This is a genomic window from Escherichia sp. WS1368, assembly GCF_046487485.1.
Classification (GTDB): domain Bacteria; phylum Pseudomonadota; class Gammaproteobacteria; order Enterobacterales; family Enterobacteriaceae; genus Escherichia; species Escherichia coli.
Genome location: NZ_JBJQJI010000011.1, coordinates 88423 through 107283, shown reverse-complemented (window position 1 = coordinate 107283; position 18861 = coordinate 88423). Strand labels below are relative to the sequence as shown.

General features: G+C 52.2%; 15 protein-coding genes and 7 tRNA genes. 20 read left to right on the top strand and 2 right to left on the bottom strand.

What is annotated here, in order from left to right:
- Positions 1-2: 2 nt before the first annotated feature.
- The 9 genes from nagD (at position 3) to ACJHYD_RS17900 (ending at position 3759) form a co-directional block, all read left to right on the top strand.
- Positions 3-755 carry a ribonucleotide monophosphatase NagD gene (gene nagD / locus ACJHYD_RS17940; protein WP_000153129.1) on the top strand — a complete coding sequence of 251 codons (753 nt, stop codon included), beginning with the start codon at positions 3-5 and terminating at the stop codon, positions 753-755.
- Positions 756-1011: 256 nt separating this feature from the next.
- The gene (asnB, locus tag ACJHYD_RS17935) at positions 1012-2676 is read left to right on the top strand and encodes an asparagine synthase B (RefSeq protein ID WP_000337082.1); all 1665 of its coding nucleotides are present in this window, start codon (positions 1012-1014) and stop codon (positions 2674-2676) included.
- A 379-nt stretch (positions 2677-3055) separates the two neighbouring features.
- Positions 3056-3132 (top strand) — tRNA-Met (locus tag ACJHYD_RS17930).
- 8 nt (positions 3133-3140) lie between these two features.
- Positions 3141-3225 (top strand) — tRNA-Leu (locus tag ACJHYD_RS17925).
- Positions 3226-3248: 23 nt separating this feature from the next.
- Positions 3249-3323, top strand: a tRNA-Gln gene (locus ACJHYD_RS17920).
- Between the two features lie 34 nt (positions 3324-3357).
- A tRNA-Gln gene (locus tag ACJHYD_RS17915) sits at positions 3358-3432 on the top strand.
- 15 nt (positions 3433-3447) lie between these two features.
- A tRNA-Met gene (locus ACJHYD_RS17910) sits at positions 3448-3524 on the top strand.
- 48 nt (positions 3525-3572) lie between these two features.
- Positions 3573-3647: transfer RNA gene (locus ACJHYD_RS17905), tRNA-Gln, on the top strand.
- A gap of 37 nt (positions 3648-3684) precedes the next feature.
- Positions 3685-3759, top strand: a tRNA-Gln gene (locus ACJHYD_RS17900).
- 153 nt (positions 3760-3912) lie between these two features.
- On the opposite strand, the gene ubiF is transcribed toward ACJHYD_RS17900, so the two are convergent.
- Positions 3913-5088 (bottom strand): 3-demethoxyubiquinol 3-hydroxylase, encoded by a 1176-nt coding sequence (gene ubiF, locus ACJHYD_RS17895; RefSeq protein ID WP_000184602.1) that lies wholly within the window; start codon positions 5086-5088, stop codon positions 3913-3915.
- Positions 5089-5233: 145 nt separating this feature from the next.
- Here ubiF and miaB point away from each other — a divergent pair, with 145 nt between their 5' ends.
- The 10 genes from miaB to rihA all read left to right on the top strand — a co-directional run bounded on the left by miaB (position 5234) and on the right by rihA (position 15513).
- The gene (gene miaB / locus ACJHYD_RS17890; protein ID WP_000162740.1) at positions 5234-6658 is read left to right on the top strand and encodes a tRNA (N6-isopentenyl adenosine(37)-C2)-methylthiotransferase MiaB; all 1425 of its coding nucleotides are present in this window, start codon (positions 5234-5236) and stop codon (positions 6656-6658) included.
- Positions 6659-6810: 152 nt separating this feature from the next.
- A complete protein-coding gene (locus tag ACJHYD_RS17885) occupies positions 6811-7851 on the top strand; it encodes a PhoH family protein (RefSeq protein WP_001018040.1) in 1041 nt (346 codons plus the stop codon).
- On the top strand, positions 7848-8315 hold the full coding sequence (gene ybeY / locus ACJHYD_RS17880) for an rRNA maturation RNase YbeY (protein WP_000084469.1): 468 nt from the start codon (positions 7848-7850) through the stop codon (positions 8313-8315). Before ACJHYD_RS17885 ends, ybeY begins: the two co-directional genes overlap by 4 nt.
- A gap of 89 nt (positions 8316-8404) precedes the next feature.
- On the top strand, positions 8405-9283 hold the full coding sequence (corC, locus tag ACJHYD_RS17875) for a CNNM family magnesium/cobalt transport protein CorC (protein ID WP_001278605.1): 879 nt from the start codon (positions 8405-8407) through the stop codon (positions 9281-9283).
- 24 nt (positions 9284-9307) lie between these two features.
- On the top strand, positions 9308-10846 hold the full coding sequence (lnt, locus tag ACJHYD_RS17870; RefSeq protein ID WP_001550795.1) for an apolipoprotein N-acyltransferase: 1539 nt from the start codon (positions 9308-9310) through the stop codon (positions 10844-10846).
- Between the two features lie 396 nt (positions 10847-11242).
- Positions 11243-12151 carry a glutamate/aspartate ABC transporter substrate-binding protein GltI gene (gene gltI, locus ACJHYD_RS17865; protein WP_001309342.1) on the top strand — a complete coding sequence of 303 codons (909 nt, stop codon included), beginning with the start codon at positions 11243-11245 and terminating at the stop codon, positions 12149-12151.
- A gap of 169 nt (positions 12152-12320) precedes the next feature.
- Positions 12321-13061, top strand: a complete 741-nt coding sequence (gene gltJ / locus ACJHYD_RS17860) for a glutamate/aspartate ABC transporter permease GltJ (protein WP_000020941.1) — start codon at positions 12321-12323, stop codon at positions 13059-13061.
- Positions 13061-13735: a glutamate/aspartate ABC transporter permease GltK gene (gene gltK, locus ACJHYD_RS17855; protein ID WP_000272824.1), complete on the top strand. Its 675-nt coding sequence runs from the start codon at positions 13061-13063 to the stop codon at positions 13733-13735. Before gltJ ends, gltK begins: the two co-directional genes overlap by 1 nt.
- The gene (gene gltL / locus ACJHYD_RS17850) at positions 13735-14460 is read left to right on the top strand and encodes a glutamate/aspartate ABC transporter ATP-binding protein GltL (protein WP_000631384.1); all 726 of its coding nucleotides are present in this window, start codon (positions 13735-13737) and stop codon (positions 14458-14460) included. Before gltK ends, gltL begins: the two co-directional genes overlap by 1 nt.
- A 117-nt stretch (positions 14461-14577) precedes the next feature.
- Positions 14578-15513, top strand: a complete 936-nt coding sequence (rihA, locus tag ACJHYD_RS17845) for a pyrimidine-specific ribonucleoside hydrolase RihA (RefSeq protein ID WP_001207528.1) — start codon at positions 14578-14580, stop codon at positions 15511-15513.
- Between the two features lie 44 nt (positions 15514-15557).
- Here rihA and ACJHYD_RS17840 read toward each other — a convergent pair whose 3' ends face one another.
- A complete protein-coding gene (locus ACJHYD_RS17840) occupies positions 15558-16040 on the bottom strand; it encodes a zinc ribbon-containing protein (protein ID WP_001044880.1) in 483 nt (160 codons plus the stop codon).
- A 234-nt stretch (positions 16041-16274) separates the two neighbouring features.
- On the opposite strand from ACJHYD_RS17840, the gene leuS reads away from it, so the two are divergent.
- Entirely contained in the window at positions 16275-18857 is a 2583-nt protein-coding gene (gene leuS / locus ACJHYD_RS17835; protein ID WP_001157896.1) for a leucine--tRNA ligase, read from the top strand.
- Positions 18858-18861 lie beyond the last annotated feature (4 nt).

Sequence of the window (18861 nt, the reverse complement as noted above, 5' to 3'; positions counted from 1 at the left end):
CCATGACCATTAAAAATGTAATTTGCGATATCGACGGCGTGCTGATGCACGATAACGTCGCCGTACCGGGTGCAGCGGAATTTTTGCACGGGATTATGGATAAAGGCCTGCCGCTGGTGTTGCTGACCAACTATCCTTCGCAGACCGGACAAGATCTGGCGAACCGCTTTGCCACAGCCGGTGTCGATGTGCCGGACAGCGTGTTTTATACCTCCGCGATGGCAACCGCCGATTTCCTGCGTCGCCAGGAAGGCAAGAAAGCGTATGTGGTGGGCGAAGGCGCACTGATTCATGAACTGTACAAAGCAGGTTTCACTATTACCGATGTGAACCCTGATTTTGTGATTGTTGGCGAAACGCGTTCCTACAACTGGGACATGATGCATAAAGCAGCCTATTTCGTCGCTAACGGTGCACGCTTTATCGCCACCAACCCGGACACCCACGGACGCGGTTTTTATCCGGCCTGTGGCGCGCTATGCGCGGGGATCGAAAAAATCTCCGGACGTAAACCGTTCTATGTTGGTAAGCCGAGTCCGTGGATCATCCGCGCAGCATTAAACAAAATGCAGGCGCATTCGGAAGAAACGGTGATTGTCGGCGATAACCTGCGTACCGATATTCTGGCGGGCTTCCAGGCCGGTCTGGAGACGATTCTGGTACTCTCCGGCGTTTCGTCGCTCGACGATATCGACAGTATGCCATTCCGCCCCAGCTGGATTTACCCATCGGTCGCTGAAATCGACGTTATCTGAATAGCAACCACGCCTCAGGGCGTGGTTTCTTATTTTTACCCATCATTAAAATCATTCCATTCAATAAAACCCGTCAAAAATTATCGATCCATCAATAAATACGCCACCACACCCTATCCTTTTTCACAAATCAGCAATCGCCATTACGTTTTTTATTTTTCCACTGCCAAATAGCTTGCGCACAGTGCTGCTTTGCGGCATTTTTTTAAACAAGCAAACACAACAAGCAACAAATACCAGGTTAACGGAGAAGGTTATGTGTTCAATTTTTGGCGTATTCGATATCAAAACAGACGCAGTTGAGCTGCGTAAGAAAGCACTCGAGCTGTCACGCCTGATGCGTCATCGTGGCCCGGACTGGTCCGGTATTTATGCCAGCGATAACGCCATTCTCGCCCACGAACGTCTTTCCATTGTTGACGTTAACGCGGGGGCGCAACCTCTCTATAACCAACAAAAAACTCATGTGCTGGCGGTAAACGGTGAAATCTACAACCACCAGGCATTGCGCGCCGAATATGGCGATCGTTACCAGTTCCAGACCGGGTCTGACTGTGAAGTGATCCTCGCGCTGTATCAGGAAAAAGGGCCGGAATTTCTCGACGACTTGCAGGGCATGTTTGCCTTTGCCCTGTACGACAGCGAAAAAGATGCCTACCTGATTGGTCGCGACCATCTGGGGATCATCCCACTGTATATGGGCTATGACGAACACGGTCAGCTGTATGTGGCCTCAGAAATGAAAGCCCTGGTGCCAGTTTGCCGCACGATTAAAGAGTTCCCGGCGGGGAGCTATTTGTGGAGTCAGGACGGCGAAATCCGTTCTTATTATCACCGCGACTGGTTCGACTACGATGCAGTGAAAGATAACGTGACCGACAAAAACGAGCTGCGTCAGGCACTGGAAGATTCCGTTAAAAGCCATCTGATGTCTGATGTGCCTTACGGTGTGCTGCTTTCTGGTGGTCTGGATTCCTCAATTATTTCCGCGATCACCAAGAAATACGCCGCCCGTCGCGTGGAAGATCAGGAACGTTCTGAAGCCTGGTGGCCGCAGTTACACTCCTTTGCTGTAGGTCTGCCGGGTTCACCGGATCTGAAAGCAGCCCAGGAAGTGGCAAACCATCTGGGCACGGTGCATCACGAAATTCACTTCACTGTACAGGAAGGTCTGGATGCCATCCGCGACGTGATTTACCACATCGAAACCTATGATGTGACCACTATTCGCGCTTCAACACCGATGTATTTAATGTCGCGTAAGATCAAGGCGATGGGCATTAAAATGGTGCTGTCCGGTGAAGGTTCTGATGAAGTGTTTGGCGGTTATCTTTACTTCCACAAAGCGCCGAACGCTAAAGAACTGCATGAAGAGACGGTGCGTAAACTGCTGGCCCTGCATATGTATGACTGCGCGCGTGCCAACAAAGCGATGTCAGCCTGGGGCGTGGAAGCACGCGTTCCGTTCCTCGACAAAAAATTCCTTGATGTGGCGATGCGCATTAACCCGCAGGATAAAATGTGCGGTAACGGCAAAATGGAAAAACACATCCTGCGTGAATGTTTTGAGTCGTACTTGCCCGCAAGTGTGGCCTGGCGGCAGAAAGAGCAGTTCTCCGATGGCGTCGGTTACAGTTGGATCGACACCCTGAAAGAAGTGGCGGCACAGCAGGTTACCGATCAACAACTGGAAACCGCCCGCTTCCGCTTCCCATACAACACGCCAACCTCTAAAGAAGCGTACTTGTATCGGGAGATCTTTGAAGAACTGTTCCCGCTTCCGAGCGCCGCTGAGTGCGTGCCGGGCGGTCCTTCCGTCGCGTGTTCTTCCGCTAAAGCGATCGAATGGGATGAAGCGTTCAAAAAAATGGACGATCCATCTGGTCGTGCGGTTGGTGTTCACCAGTCGGCGTATAAGTAAGAAATGCGAAACAGCCCCGGTAAAATCCGGGGCTGTTTCAGTTATTGAGGTGCTTGTTGATTCTGATATGCAGTAAGGAAATGTTCCGGGTTTGCCACATCACTGTTTGACAATTCATCACTGTAGGCCAGTACTTCATAGATTAATTTCCCACCACTATTGTTGAATTCCGAATTTCATCCTGTATGACAAAAGAATGGCTGTAGGGTGGGGAAAAAACACAAAGTAAACAATAATTGACGAATATAGCGCCACGCTGTTCGCAACCTAACCAAACAGTCACTTTCGAGCAATTTTCCTTGAAAAAGAGGTTGACGCTGCAAGGCTCTATACGCATAATGCGCCCCGCAACGCCGATAAGGTATCGCGAAAAAAAGATGGCTACGTAGCTCAGTTGGTTAGAGCACATCACTCATAATGATGGGGTCACAGGTTCGAATCCCGTCGTAGCCACCATCTTTTTTGCGGGAGTGGCGAAATTGGTAGACGCACCAGATTTAGGTTCTGGCGCCGCAAGGTGTGCGAGTTCAAGTCTCGCCTCCCGCACCATTCACCAGAAAGCGTTGTACGGATGGGGTATCGCCAAGCGGTAAGGCACCGGTTTTTGATACCGGCATTCCCTGGTTCGAATCCAGGTACCCCAGCCATCTTCTTCGAGTAAGCGGTTCACCGCCCGGTTATTGGGGTATCGCCAAGCGGTAAGGCACCGGTTTTTGATACCGGCATTCCCTGGTTCGAATCCAGGTACCCCAGCCATCGAAGAAACAATCTGGCTACGTAGCTCAGTTGGTTAGAGCACATCACTCATAATGATGGGGTCACAGGTTCGAATCCCGTCGTAGCCACCAAATTCTGAATGTGTCGAATATGTTCGGCAAATTCAAAAACCAATTTGTTGGGGTATCGCCAAGCGGTAAGGCACCGGATTCTGATTCCGGCATTCCGAGGTTCGAATCCTCGTACCCCAGCCAATTTATTCAAGACGCTTACCTTGTAAGTGCACCCAGTTGGGGTATCGCCAAGCGGTAAGGCACCGGATTCTGATTCCGGCATTCCGAGGTTCGAATCCTCGTACCCCAGCCACATTAAAAAAGCTCGCTTCGGCGAGCTTTTTGCTTTTCTGCGTATATTCAATGTCGAATGCGATGTTGACACGTCTTATCCTTCAAAGTCGGATGCGACGCTGCCGCGTCTTATCCGACCTACGGTTGGCACGCATCCGGCAATGTTGTAAGGCTACAACCCTAACGCATATTTCAGCGCCTGACGTTTCAACATGCCAGCACGCTCCGCCGCCATCAAACCAAGATTACGCACAAAACGCAGTGGTGGCAGATTATTGCTGAATCCGGCATAGAACAGATCCATACCGCTCTGCATAATGAAGTTATCCGCCATGCGCCGCATCTGGTAACGCTTGAGGATCGGATAACTGGCCCACGCTTCGCCATAGCTGCGAGCGTTGACCAGAACGTCAATCAGGGCATCGACATCACGATAACCAAGATTCACCCCCTGCCCCGCCAGCGGATGGATGGTATGCGCGGCATCGCCCACCAGCGCAAGCCCCGGCTGCACATACTGCAACGCATGGCGGCGCGTCAGCGGAAAAGCGCCAGCGGCAAGCGGTGTTACATACCCAAGACGCGACGGGAAATGCTTCGCGATTTCCGCCTGTAACTGCGCCATATTCATATTCTGCAACTGGCGAATGCGTGCCGGAGAGTCATACCACACCAGCGATGCCCAGTTATCAAACAACGGCAGAAACGCACGAGGTCCATCCGGGGTAAATTGCTGCCAGGTGCTGTCGCCGGGATCGTTCTCACACTGTACGCTAATTAACATACACGACTGTGCATACTGCCAGGCATGAACGCCAATTCCCGCCATCTGCCGCACCTGGGAATTTGCGCCGTCGGCACCAATCACCAGCTTCGCGCGGATCGTTTCACCGCCCTTCAGTTCCAGCTCCTGAAGATCATTATGGCGATGCAGCGCAATCAGCGAGCCTGGCACACGTAACGTTACTTTCGGATGCGCTTCCAGCGCCTGCCACAGCGCCTGTTGCAGAACAGTGTTTTCCACCATGTAGCCAAGCACAGGCAGCTTTAATTCGGCTGCATCAAACACCACATGCGCCGTTTCCCACTCCCAAGTTTCCAGTCTGCGGTAAGGATGGCAACGCATAGCCTGTACCGCGTCCCAGACGCCTAAACCTTTAAGCAATGATACCGAAGCCGCACTGATCGCCGAGATCCGCACGTCCGGCTGGCTATCAACAACAAACGTCGCAGATTGGGCATGTTCGATAACCGTTACCGAAAATCCGTGCTGAGCCAGTCCCAGCGCCAGTGCGCCGCCGACCATTCCTCCGCCGACAATGGCAATTTCCGTTGGTTGATTTGTCATGGTCAATCATCCTGTTAGCAATATGCTTTAAGTTTACAGGATTTTTACCCCTAAGGGCTGATAACGCTCATACTGGTCACAACGGCAGCAAAGCATTACACTATGCGCCCTGCATTCCTGGCTACTATTTCGCAAGAGCAAGTCGATGACCAAAAAACTCCATATTAAAACCTGGGGCTGTCAGATGAACGAGTACGATTCATCGAAGATGGCCGATCTGCTGGATGCCACCCACGGCTATCAACTGACCGACGTGGCGGAAGAAGCGGATGTGCTGCTGCTGAACACCTGCTCAATCCGCGAGAAGGCTCAGGAAAAAGTCTTCCATCAGTTGGGTCGCTGGAAACTGTTAAAAGAGAAGAATCCAGACCTGATTATCGGCGTCGGCGGCTGCGTGGCATCGCAAGAAGGCGAGCACATTCGCCAGCGCGCCCACTATGTCGATATTATTTTTGGGCCGCAAACGCTGCACCGTCTGCCGGAGATGATCAACTCCGTGCGCGGCGACCGCAGCCCGGTTGTAGATATCAGCTTCCCGGAAATCGAGAAGTTTGACCGTCTGCCGGAACCGCGTGCCGAAGGGCCGACCGCGTTTGTCTCCATCATGGAAGGCTGCAATAAATATTGCACCTACTGCGTAGTGCCTTACACCCGTGGTGAAGAGGTAAGCCGTCCGTCCGACGATATTCTGTTTGAGATCGCCCAGCTTGCGGCTCAGGGCGTGCGTGAAGTCAACCTGCTCGGTCAGAACGTGAACGCCTGGCGTGGTGAAAACTACGACGGCACCACCGGATCGTTTGCCGATCTGCTGCGTCTGGTTGCTGCGATCGACGGGATCGATCGTATTCGCTTTACCACCAGCCATCCGATCGAATTCACCGACGATATCATCGAAGTGTACCGCGACACGCCGGAGCTGGTGAGCTTCCTGCATCTGCCGGTACAGAGCGGTTCCGATCGCATTCTGAACCTGATGGGACGTACCCATACAGCGCTGGAGTACAAAGCGATCATCCGTAAACTGCGTGCGGCGCGTCCGGATATTCAGATCAGTTCTGACTTCATCGTTGGCTTCCCTGGCGAAACCACCGAAGACTTCGAGAAAACGATGAAGCTGATTGCCGACGTCAATTTCGACATGAGCTACAGCTTTATCTTCTCTGCACGTCCGGGTACGCCAGCCGCCGATATGGTTGATGATGTTCCGGAAGAAGAGAAGAAGCAGCGTCTGTATATTCTACAAGAACGTATTAATCAGCAAGCGATGGCATGGAGCCGCCGGATGCTCGGCACCACCCAGCGTATTCTGGTAGAAGGTACATCGCGTAAGAGCATCATGGAGCTTTCCGGTCGCACTGAAAATAACCGCGTGGTCAACTTCGAGGGCACACCGGATATGATCGGTAAATTCGTCGATGTAGAAATTACCGACGTCTACCCGAACTCTCTGCGCGGTAAAGTGGTGCGAACTGAAGATGAAATGGGTCTGCGCGTGGCAGAAACACCGGAATCGGTCATTGCCCGTACCCGCAAAGAAAACGACCTTGGCGTGGGTTATTATCAGCCATAATTCTCAGGCCCGCCGTTCCGGTGGGCCTTGTTTTTTCTCTCTTTATCCCCATCTTTATCGCAATGCTTGCGCCTTTTTCCTGTGGCGTGAATAATTTCCTTATAGGCCGGTGAATGTTCAGCTTCCGGCGGCATACAGATAAGAGGAACGGTTTGAACATAGACACTCGCGAAATCACCCTGGAGCCAGCAGACAATGCGCGTCTGTTGAGCCTGTGCGGCCCGTTTGATGACAACATCAAACAGCTCGAACGCCGTCTCGGCATCGAGATCAATCGCCGCGATAACCACTTTAAACTGACCGGCCGTCCGATTTGCGTCACCGCTGCGGCAGACATTCTGCGTAGCCTGTATGTCGATACAGCCCCGATGCGCGGTCAGATTCAGGATATCGAACCGGAACAGATCCACCTTGCGATTAAAGAAGCGCGGGTACTGGAGCAAAGCGCGGAGAGCGTGCCGGAGTACGGCAAAGCGGTCAATATCAAAACCAAACGCGGCGTAATCAAGCCGCGCACGCCAAACCAGGCGCAGTACATTGCCAATATTCTCGACCATGACATCACCTTCGGCGTTGGCCCGGCGGGTACGGGTAAAACCTACCTGGCAGTGGCTGCGGCAGTTGATGCCCTGGAGCGTCAGGAAATTCGCCGTATTCTGCTGACTCGTCCGGCGGTCGAAGCCGGTGAGAAACTGGGCTTCCTGCCTGGCGATTTAAGCCAGAAAGTAGACCCGTATCTGCGCCCACTGTACGACGCGCTGTTTGAAATGCTGGGCTTTGAGAAAGTCGAGAAACTGATTGAGCGCAACGTTATTGAAGTCGCGCCGCTGGCCTATATGCGTGGTCGTACGCTGAACGACGCGTTTATCATTCTCGATGAGAGCCAGAACACCACCATCGAACAGATGAAGATGTTCCTGACCCGTATCGGTTTTAACTCAAAAGCGGTTATCACCGGCGACGTCACACAGATCGACCTGCCGCGTAATACCAAGTCAGGCTTGCGTCACGCCATCGAAGTGCTGGCTGACGTCGAAGAGATCAGCTTTAACTTCTTCCACAGCGAAGACGTGGTTCGTCACCCGGTGGTGGCGCGTATCGTTAACGCTTATGAAGCCTGGGAAGAAGCAGAACAAAAACGTAAAGCGGCGCTGGCAGCAGAACGCAAGCGCGAAGAACAGGAACAAAAATGAGTCAGGTGATCCTCGATTTACAACTGGCATGTGAAGATAATTCCGGGTTACCGGAAGAGAGCCAGTTTCAAACATGGCTGAATGCGGTGATCCCGCAGTTTCAGGAAGAGTCGGAAGTGACTATTCGCGTGGTCGATACCGCCGAAAGCCACAGTCTGAATCTGACCTATCGCGGTAAGGATAAGCCGACCAACGTGCTCTCCTTCCCGTTTGAAGTGCCGCCTGGAATGGAGATGTCGCTACTGGGCGATCTGGTTATCTGCCGTCAGGTGGTTGAGAAGGAAGCACAGGAGCAAGGCAAACCACTGGAGGCGCACTGGGCGCATATGGTGGTGCACGGCAGTCTGCATTTGTTAGGTTACGATCACATCGAAGATGACGAAGCAGAAGAAATGGAAGCCCTCGAAACAGAGATTATGCTTGCTCTGGGCTATGAGGATCCGTACATTGCCGAGAAAGAATAATTTGCCAGGCATTTGACTGGCAGATGTCCCCGCCGTTGGTGATTAACGACGGCGTTTTGATTAACTAACATGAGAACCCATACGACGCCATGAGCGACGACAATTCACACAGTAGTGACACGATAAGCAACAAGAAGGGATTTTTCTCCCTGTTACTCAGCCAACTTTTCCACGGTGAACCGAAAAACCGTGACGAACTGCTGGCGCTGATCCGTGATTCCGGGCAGAACGACCTTATCGACGAAGATACGCGCGATATGCTCGAAGGGGTGATGGACATCGCAGACCAACGCGTCCGCGACATCATGATCCCCCGCTCCCAGATGATTACCCTGAAACGCAACCAGACGCTGGACGAATGCCTTGATGTCATCATCGAGTCCGCCCACTCACGTTTCCCGGTGATTAGCGAAGACAAAGATCACATTGAAGGGATTCTGATGGCGAAAGACTTGCTGCCGTTTATGCGCAGCGATGCTGAAGCCTTCAGCATGGACAAAGTGTTACGTCAGGCAGTTGTCGTTCCTGAAAGTAAGCGCGTAGACCGGATGCTGAAAGAGTTTCGCTCTCAGCGTTACCACATGGCGATCGTCATTGACGAATTCGGTGGGGTTTCCGGTCTGGTGACCATTGAAGACATCCTGGAACTGATTGTTGGTGAGATTGAAGACGAGTATGACGAAGAAGATGATATCGACTTTCGTCAGCTGAGTCGCCATACCTGGACCGTGCGCGCACTGGCTTCCATTGAAGACTTCAACGAAGCGTTCGGCACCCACTTTAGCGATGAAGAGGTTGACACTATCGGTGGTCTGGTGATGCAGGCATTTGGGCATCTTCCGGCGCGTGGCGAAACCATCGACATCGACGGTTACCAGTTCAAAGTGGCGATGGCCGACAGTCGGCGTATTATTCAGGTTCATGTCAAAATCCCGGATGACTCACCCCAGCCGAAGCTGGATGAATAAAACCGAAACTGGATAGATAACTACATGGCTTTTGCCTCATTAATTGAACGCCAGCGCATTCGCCTGCTGCTGGCGTTATTATTCGGTGCCTGCGGAACGCTGGCCTTCTCTCCTTACGACGTCTGGCCTGCGGCGATTATTTCGCTGATGGGGCTTCAGGCGTTGACCTTTAACCGTCGTCCACTCCAGTCTGCCGCTATTGGCTTTTGCTGGGGATTTGGTCTCTTTGGCAGCGGTATTAACTGGGTCTATGTCAGCATCGCGACCTTTGGTGGAATGCCTGGCCCGGTTAACGTCTTCCTGGTGGTGCTGCTGGCGGCGTATTTGTCGCTGTATACCGGACTGTTTGCTGGCGTGCTGTCGCGTCTGTGGCCGAAAACCACCTGGCTGCGCGTGGCGATTGCCGCCCCTGCTCTCTGGCAAGTGACCGAGTTTCTGCGCGGTTGGGTGCTGACTGGCTTCCCGTGGTTACAGTTCGGCTATAGCCAGATTGATGGCCCGTTAAAAGGGCTGGCACCGATAATGGGCGTGGAAGCCATTAACTTCCTGCTGATGATGGTTAGCGGCCTGCTGGCACTGGCGTTGGTCAAACGCAACTGGCGTCCGCTGGCGGTGGCCGTCGTGCTGTTTGCCCTTCCCTTCCCGCTGCGTTACATCCAATGGTTTACCCCGCAACCGGAAAAAACTATTCAGGTTTCGATGGTTCAGGGCGATATTCCGCAATCGCTGAAATGGGACGGAGACCAGCTACTTAATACGCTGAAGATTTACTACAACGCAACGGCACCGCTGATGGGCAAATCATCGTTGATTATCTGGCCGGAGTCGGCGATAACCGATCTGGAAATTAATCAGCAACCGTTCCTCAAAGCACTGGACGGTGAGTTGCGCGATAAAGGGAGCTCGCTGGTAACCGGGATTGTTGACGCGCGTCTCAATAAGCAGAACCGCTACGATACTTACAACACCATCATCACGCTGGGGAAAGGTGCGCCGTACAGCTACGAATCAGCCGATCGCTATAACAAAAACCATCTGGTGCCGTTTGGCGAGTTTGTCCCGCTGGAGTCGATTCTGCGTCCGTTAGCGCCGTTCTTTGATCTGCCGATGTCGTCGTTCAGCCGTGGGCCATATATCCAGCCACCGCTGTCGGTAAACGGTATTGAGCTTACTGCGGCTATTTGCTACGAGATCATTCTCGGCGAGCAAGTGCGTGATAACTTCCGCCCGGATACCGATTATCTGCTGACTATCTCCAACGATGCATGGTTTGGTAAGTCTATTGGTCCATGGCAGCACTTCCAGATGGCGCGAATGCGTGCGCTGGAGTTGGCGCGCCCGCTACTGCGTAGCACCAACAACGGCATTACGGCGGTGATTGGTCCGCAGGGTGAGATTCAGGCGATGATCCCGCAGTTCACCCGCGAAGTGTTGACCACTAATGTGACTCCGACCACCGGACTCACACCGTACGCACGTACCGGCAACTGGCCGCTGTGGGTACTGACGGCATTGTTTGGTTTTGCTGCTGTGCTGATGAGCCTGCGTCAACGACGTAAATAATCCCTTCTTATCGTGCCGGAATACATCCCGTATTTCGGCACGCTCACCGGATGCGGCATCAGTGCGTTATCCGGATAACAAAATTCCCCTATCCAACTTTGGCACATCTATTGCTTTGTTATACAAGGCAAAGCTTGAACCAGCATCAGTACAACCCGGTTGCACCACAGCAATCCACGGGTAGCACCAAAAGAGTGCATTTTAAGAATTTTGCTTCGGAATGGTGCGGCGCATCTCGCAAAAACAAACAATAAAACAGCAATATCTTTACATTTAACCAAACTAAATGTTACCTAACAGGCACAACACTGCACAATAAAGTTGCAGACGATAACAACACAAACACTCACAACAGGTATCCATGCGTTCTTAACGCAGAAGATAAAGGAGTTGGATATGCAATTACGTAAACCTGCCACAGCAATCCTCGCCCTGGCGCTTTCCGCAGGACTGGCACAGGCAGATGACGCCGCCCCGGCAGCGGGCAGTACGCTGGACAAAATCGCCAAAAACGGTGTGATTGTCGTCGGTCACCGTGAATCTTCAGTACCTTTCTCTTATTACGACAATCAGCAAAAAGTGGTGGGTTACTCGCAGGATTACTCCAACGCCATTGTTGAAGCAGTGAAAAAGAAACTCAACAAACCGGACTTGCAGGTGAAACTGATTCCGATCACCTCACAAAACCGTATTCCACTGCTGCAAAACGGCACTTTCGATTTTGAATGTGGTTCCACCACCAATAACGTCGAACGCCAAAAACAGGCGGCTTTCTCTGACACTATTTTCGTGGTCGGTACGCGCCTGCTGACCAAAAAGGGCGGCGATATCAAAGATTTTGCCGACCTGAAAGACAAAGCCGTAGTCGTCACTTCCGGCACTACCTCTGAAGTTTTGCTCAACAAACTGAATGAAGAGCAAAAAATGAATATGCGCATCATCAGCGCCAAAGATCACGGTGACTCTTTCCGCACCCTGGAAAGCGGTCGTGCCGTTGCCTTTATGATGGATGATGCCCTGCTGGCCGGTGAACGTGCGAAAGCGAAGAAACCAGACAACTGGGAAATCGTCGGCAAGCCGCAGTCTCAGGAAGCCTACGGTTGTATGTTGCGTAAAGATGATCCGCAGTTCAAAAAGCTGATGGATGACACCATCGCTCAGGTGCAGACCTCCGGTGAAGCGGAAAAATGGTTTGATAAATGGTTCAAAAATCCAATTCCGCCGAAAAACCTGAACATGAATTTCGAACTGTCAGACGAAATGAAAGCACTGTTCAAAGAACCGAATGACAAAGCACTGAACTAATTACAAGAACCAGGGGCGGAAATTCCAGCCCTCTCGATTGTTACGTAGCACGGACAGACTATACGCCTGATGGTCGTTCCCCATCGGGCCTGAAAACCGCAATACGCTGGGTAACAATCTTCGAGGGTAGCAGTTAACGCTGCTACCCTCTTTTTTCTGGAGTAGATTTATGTCTATAGACTGGAACTGGGGTATTTTTTTACAACAAGCCCCGTTCGGCAACACCACCTATCTTGGTTGGATCTGGAGTGGTTTTCAGGTGACGATCGCTTTGTCGATCTGCGCCTGGATTATCGCTTTCCTCGTCGGTTCATTTTTCGGCATTTTACGTACCGTTCCAAACCGTTTTCTCTCCGGTCTGGGTACGTTGTATGTCGAACTGTTCCGCAACGTGCCGTTGATTGTGCAATTCTTTACCTGGTATCTGGTGATCCCGGAGCTGCTGCCGGAGAAAATCGGCATGTGGTTTAAGGCCGAGCTGGATCCCAATATTCAGTTTTTCCTTTCATCCATGCTCTGCCTGGGGCTGTTTACCGCCGCCCGTGTTTGCGAACAGGTACGCGCCGCGATCCAGTCGCTGCCGCGAGGGCAAAAAAATGCCGCGCTGGCGATGGGCCTGACGCTACCGCAGGCTTATCGATACGTACTGTTGCCTAATGCTTATCGCGTTATCGTCCCGCCGATGACCTCCGAGATGATGAACCTGGTGAAAAACTCTGCCATCGCCTCGACTATTGGTCTGGTGGATATGGCGGCGCAGGCGGGTAAATTGCTTGATTACTCAGCCCACGCCTGGGAGTCGTTTACCGCCATCACGCTGGCGTATGTATTGATTAACGCTTTTATCATGCTGGTGATGACGCTGGTTGAACGTAAAGTTCGCCTGCCTGGCAACATGGGGGGCAAATAATGTACGAGTTTGACTGGAGTTCCATTGTCCCTTCCCTGCCATATCTGCTCGACGGGCTGGTGATCACGCTGAAAATCACCGTCACAGCAGTCGTGATTGGTATTTTGTGGGGCACCATGCTGGCGGTGATGCGCTTGTCCAGCTTTGCGCCCGTAGCGTGGTTTGCCAAAGCCTACGTTAACGTATTCCGCTCGATTCCTTTAGTTATGGTTTTGCTGTGGTTTTACCTGATCGTGCCGGGTTTTCTGCAAAACGTACTGGGATTATCACCAAAAAATGACATCCGTTTAATTTCGGCGATGGTGGCGTTTTCGATGTTTGAAGCAGCCTACTATTCAGAGATTATCCGTGCCGGTATTCAAAGTATTTCCCGTGGTCAGTCGAGCGCCGCGCTGGCGTTGGGGATGACTCACTGGCAGTCGATGAAACTGATTATTCTGCCGCAGGCTTTCCGCGCGATGGTGCCGCTGCTGCTCACTCAGGGCATCGTACTGTTCCAGGATACCTCACTGGTGTATGTGTTATCTCTGGCCGATTTCTTCCGTACCGCCTCAACCATTGGTGAGCGTGATGGTACGCAGGTCGAGATGATCCTGTTTGCCGGATTTGTTTATTTCGTTATTAGCCTTAGCGCGTCGTTGTTGGTCAGCTACTTGAAAAGAAGGACAGCTTAATGATTACCCTGAAAAATGTTTCAAAATGGTATGGTCACTTTCAGGTGCTGACCGACTGCTCAACCGAAGTGAAAAAAGGCGAAGTGGTGGTGGTTTGCGGCCCGTCTGGTTCCGGCAAATCAACGCTGATTAAAACCGTCAACGGCCTCGAACCGGTGCAGCAAGGTGAAATTACCGTCGATGGCATCGTGGTTAACGATAAGAAAACCGATCTGGCAAAGCTGCGTTCCCGCGTCGGGATGGTGTTCCAGCATTTCGAGTTGTTCCCCCATTTGTCGATTATTGAAAACCTGACCCTGGCGCAGGTGAAAGTGCTTAAACGCGATAAAGCACCCGCTCGTGAAAAAGCATTGAAATTGCTGGAGCGCGTCGGGCTTTCCGCTCATGCCAATAAGTTTCCGGCGCAGCTTTCCGGCGGTCAGCAGCAGCGTGTGGCGATCGCTCGCGCATTGTGCATGGATCCTATCGCGATGCTGTTCGACGAACCGACATCGGCGCTGGATCCGGAGATGATCAACGAAGTGCTGGACGTGATGGTGGAACTGGCGAACGAAGGAATGACCATGATGGTGGTGACCCACGAAATGGGCTTTGCCCGTAAAGTGGCGAATCGGGTGATCTTTATGGACGAGGGTAAAATTGTCGAAGACTCGCCGAAAGACGCTTTCTTCGATGATCCGAAATCGGACCGCGCAAAAGACTTCCTCGCGAAAATCCTGCATTAATCACTCTGGCGCGCATACCCAAGTGCGCGCCATCTCACGCTTTATCGTTTCACTCCTCGTATCTGTTACATCCTGGCGTTACCCTTGTCGCAAAGAAGCACACAACAAGGAGCAACAATGGCACTGCCAATTCTGTTAGATTGCGACCCAGGTCATGACGACGCTATCGCAATAGTTCTTGCCCTCGCCTCACCAGAGCTTGATGTCAAAGCAATTACGTCTTCCGCCGGAAACCAGACTCCAGAAAAAACCTTACGCAATGTTCTGCGTATGCTGACCTTGCTTAATCGCACCGATATTCCGGTAGCAGGCGGCGCGGTAAAACCGTTAATGCGTGAGTTGATTATCGCGGACAATGTGCACGGCGAAAGCGGTCTCGACGGCCCGGCATTACCGGAACCGACGTTCGCACCGCAAAACTGTACGGCGGTGGAGCTGATGGCGAAAACGCTGCGTGAAAGTGCGGAACCTGTCACGATTGTGTCTACCGGACCGCAAACTAACGTTGCCTTGCTGCTCAATAGCCATCCGGAACTGCATAGCAAAATTGCCCGTATCGTGATTATGGGCGGCGCAATGGGGCTTGGTAACTGGACGCCAGCCGCCGAGTTTAATATTTATGTTGACCCGGAAGCGGCAGAAATTGTTTTCCAGTCAGGGATCCCGGTGGTGATGGCCGGTCTGGATGTTACTCACAAAGCACAAATTCACGTTGAGGACACCGAGCGTTTCCGCGCGATTGGCAACCCTGTTTCAACCATTGTTGCCGAACTGCTGGATTTCTTCCTCGAATATCATAAAGACGAAAAATGGGGCTTTGTCGGCGCACCGCTGCATGACCCATGCACCATCGCCTGGCTGTTAAACCCGGAGTTGTTTACCACTGTTGAGCGCTGGGTTGGCGTGGAAACACAAGGGAAATATACCCAGGGTATGACGGTTGTTGATTATTATTATCTGACCGGCAATAAACCGAATGCTACTGTAATGGTCGATGTTGATCGTCAGGGCCTTGTTGATTTACTGGCTGATCGTCTGAAATTTTACGCTTAATCACTCGCCGGATGACATCACGCCATCCGGCACCACTCATTTCATTAAGGCTCGAACGGGCGTCTCTGGAACTGGTCATGACCACATTTCGGGCATAGCGTCAGCACTTCCGGTGTGTAGATCGGGAGATGGAAATGACATTTCTCGCAGACCAGATTACCCAGCCCTACCACTTCTCCGCTGTGATAAACCCCGTGATGATTGAGGTCCTGGAAAACTTCGCGCCATTCAAGCTGCGTTTTATCGGTGATGTCTGCCAGCTCCTGCCACAAGCTTTCTTTAATCACCCGCATAAAGACGCTGTCAGACTCTTCTTTCAGGCTCTCTTCATAGCTCATGGCGAACTCTTCCAGGTCACGTCTGACAGCTCGCGTCAGCTCATCGACTTCGGTTCGCGTTAACTCCCCTGTTTTTATTACGCGCTCGCGCGCCTGTTCCACCAGTGCGTCGATATCACGTTCGCCATTGCGCAGGCGTTCGCTCAGTGACGCGACCAGTTCACGGTAATATTGAGCAACCTTGTTCATCGTTTCATCTCCCGGGTCGTTAACTGACTATAATAATAGACGTTCTTTGTTCCTTGCTTTGCTAATACGCCCACAAACTCTGTAAATTAATGTATGAATAATCCGGGCATCATTTCAACGTCGAATGCGCGAAAGGCTGTTTTGACGCGGACGTTTGGGCTATGCTATGCGGATCTGAAAAACCACCTCAACGCTACATTTGTAGCCGTATTGAAAACAGGACCACTGGCTGCCATGCAAGAGCAATACCGCCCGGAAGAGATAGAATCCAAAGTACAGCTTCATTGGGATGAGAAGCGCACATTTGAAGTAACCGAAGACGAGAGCAAAGAGAAGTATTACTGCCTGTCTATGCTTCCCTATCCTTCTGGTCGACTACACATGGGCCACGTACGTAACTACACCATTGGTGACGTGATCGCCCGCTACCAGCGTATGCTGGGCAAAAACGTCCTGCAGCCGATCGGCTGGGACGCGTTTGGTCTGCCTGCGGAAGGCGCGGCGGTGAAAAACAACACCGCACCGGCACCGTGGACGTACGACAACATCGCGTACATGAAAAACCAGCTCAAAATGCTGGGCTTTGGTTATGACTGGAGCCGCGAGCTGGCAACCTGTACACCGGAATACTACCGTTGGGAACAGAAATTCTTCACCGAGCTGTATAAAAAAGGCCTGGTATATAAGAAGACTTCTGCAGTCAACTGGTGCCCGAACGACCAGACCGTACTGGCGAACGAACAAGTTATCGACGGCTGCTGCTGGCGCTGCGATACCAAAGTTGAGCGTAAAGAGATCCCGCAATGGTTTATCAAAATCACCGCTTACGCTGACGAGCTGCTTAACGATCTGGATAAACTGGATCACTGGCCAGACACCGTTAAAACCATGCAGCGTAACTGGATCGGTCGTTCCGAAGGCGTGGAAATCACCTTCAACGTTAACGACTATGACAACACGCTGACCGTTTACACTACCCGCCCGGACACCTTTATGGGTTGTACCTACCTGGCGGTAGCGGCAGGTCATCCGCTGGCGCAGAAAGCGGCGGAAAATAATCCTGAACTGGCGGCCTTTATTGACGAATGCCGTAACACCAAAGTTGCCGAAGCTGAAATGGCAACGATGGAGAAAAAAGGCGTCGATACTGGCTTTAAAGCGGTTCACCCATTAACGGGCGAAGAAATTCCCGTTTGGGCAGCAAACTTCGTATTGATGGAGTACGGCACGGGCGCAGTTATGGCGGTTCCGGGTCACGACCAGCGCGACTACGAGTTTGCCTCTAAATACGGCCTGAATATCAAACCGGTTATCCTGGCAGCTGACGGCTCTGAGCCAGATCTTTCTCAGCAAGCCCTGACTGAAAAAGGCGTTCTGTTCAACTCTGGCGAGTTCAACGGTCTTGACCATGAAGCGGCCTTCAACGCTATCGCCGATAAACTGACTGCGATGGGCGTTGGCGAGCGTAAAGTGAACTACCGCCTGCGCGACTGGGGTGTTTCCCGTCAACGTTACTGGGGCGCGCCGATTCCGATGGTGACGCTGGAAGACGGTACCGTAATGCCGACCCCGGACGACCAGCTGCCGGTGATCCTGCCGGAAGATGTGGTGATGGACGGTATTACCAGCCCGATTAAAGCAGATCCGGAGTGGGCAAAAACTACCGTTAACGGTATGCCAGCGCTGCGTGAAACCGACACTTTCGACACCTTTATGGAGTCCTCCTGGTACTATGCGCGCTACACTTGCCCGGAGTACAAAGAAGGTATGCTGGATTCCAAAGCGGCTAACTACTGGCTGCCGGTGGATATCTACATTGGTGGTATCGAACACGCCATTATGCACCTGCTCTACTTCCGCTTCTTCCACAAACTGATGCGTGATGCAGGCATGGTGAACTCTGACGAACCAGCGAAACAGTTACTGTGTCAGGGTATGGTGCTGGCAGATGCCTTCTACTATGTTGGCGAAAACGGCGAACGTAACTGGGTTTCCCCGGTTGATGCTATCGTTGAACGTGACGAGAAAGGCCGTATCGTGAAAGCGAAAGATGCGGCAGGCCATGAACTGGTTTATACCGGCATGAGCAAAATGTCCAAGTCGAAGAACAACGGTATCGACCCGCAGGTGATGGTTGAACGTTACGGCGCGGACACCGTTCGTCTGTTTATGATGTTTGCTTCTCCGGCTGATATGACTCTCGAATGGCAGGAATCCGGCGTGGAAGGGGCTAACCGCTTCCTGAAACGTGTCTGGAAACTGGTTTACGAGCACACAGCGAAAGGTGATGTTGCGGCACTGAACGTTGATGCGCTGACTGAAGATCAGAAAGCGCTGCGTCGCGATGTGCATAAAACGATCGCTAAAGTGACCGATGATATCGGCCGTCGTCAGACCTTCAACACCGCAATTGCGGCGATTATGGAGCTGATGAACAAACTGGCGAAAGCACCGACCGATGGCGAGCAGGACCGCGCCCTGATGCAGGAAGCGCTGCTGGCGGTAGTCCGTATGCTTAACCCGTTCACCCCGCACATCTGCTTCACGCTGTGGCAGGAACTGAAAGGCGAAGGCGATATCGACAACGCACCGTGGCCGGTTGCTGACGAAAAAGCGATGGTGGAAGACTCCACGCTGGTCGTGGTGCAGGTTAACGGTAAAGTCCGTGCAAAAATCACCGTTCCGGTGGACGCAACGGAAGAACAGGTTCGCGAACGTGCTGGCCAGGAACATCTGGTAGCAAAATATCTTGATGGCGTTACTGTACGTAAAGTGATTTACGTACCCGGTAAACTCCTCAATCTGGTCGTTGGCTAAGCGC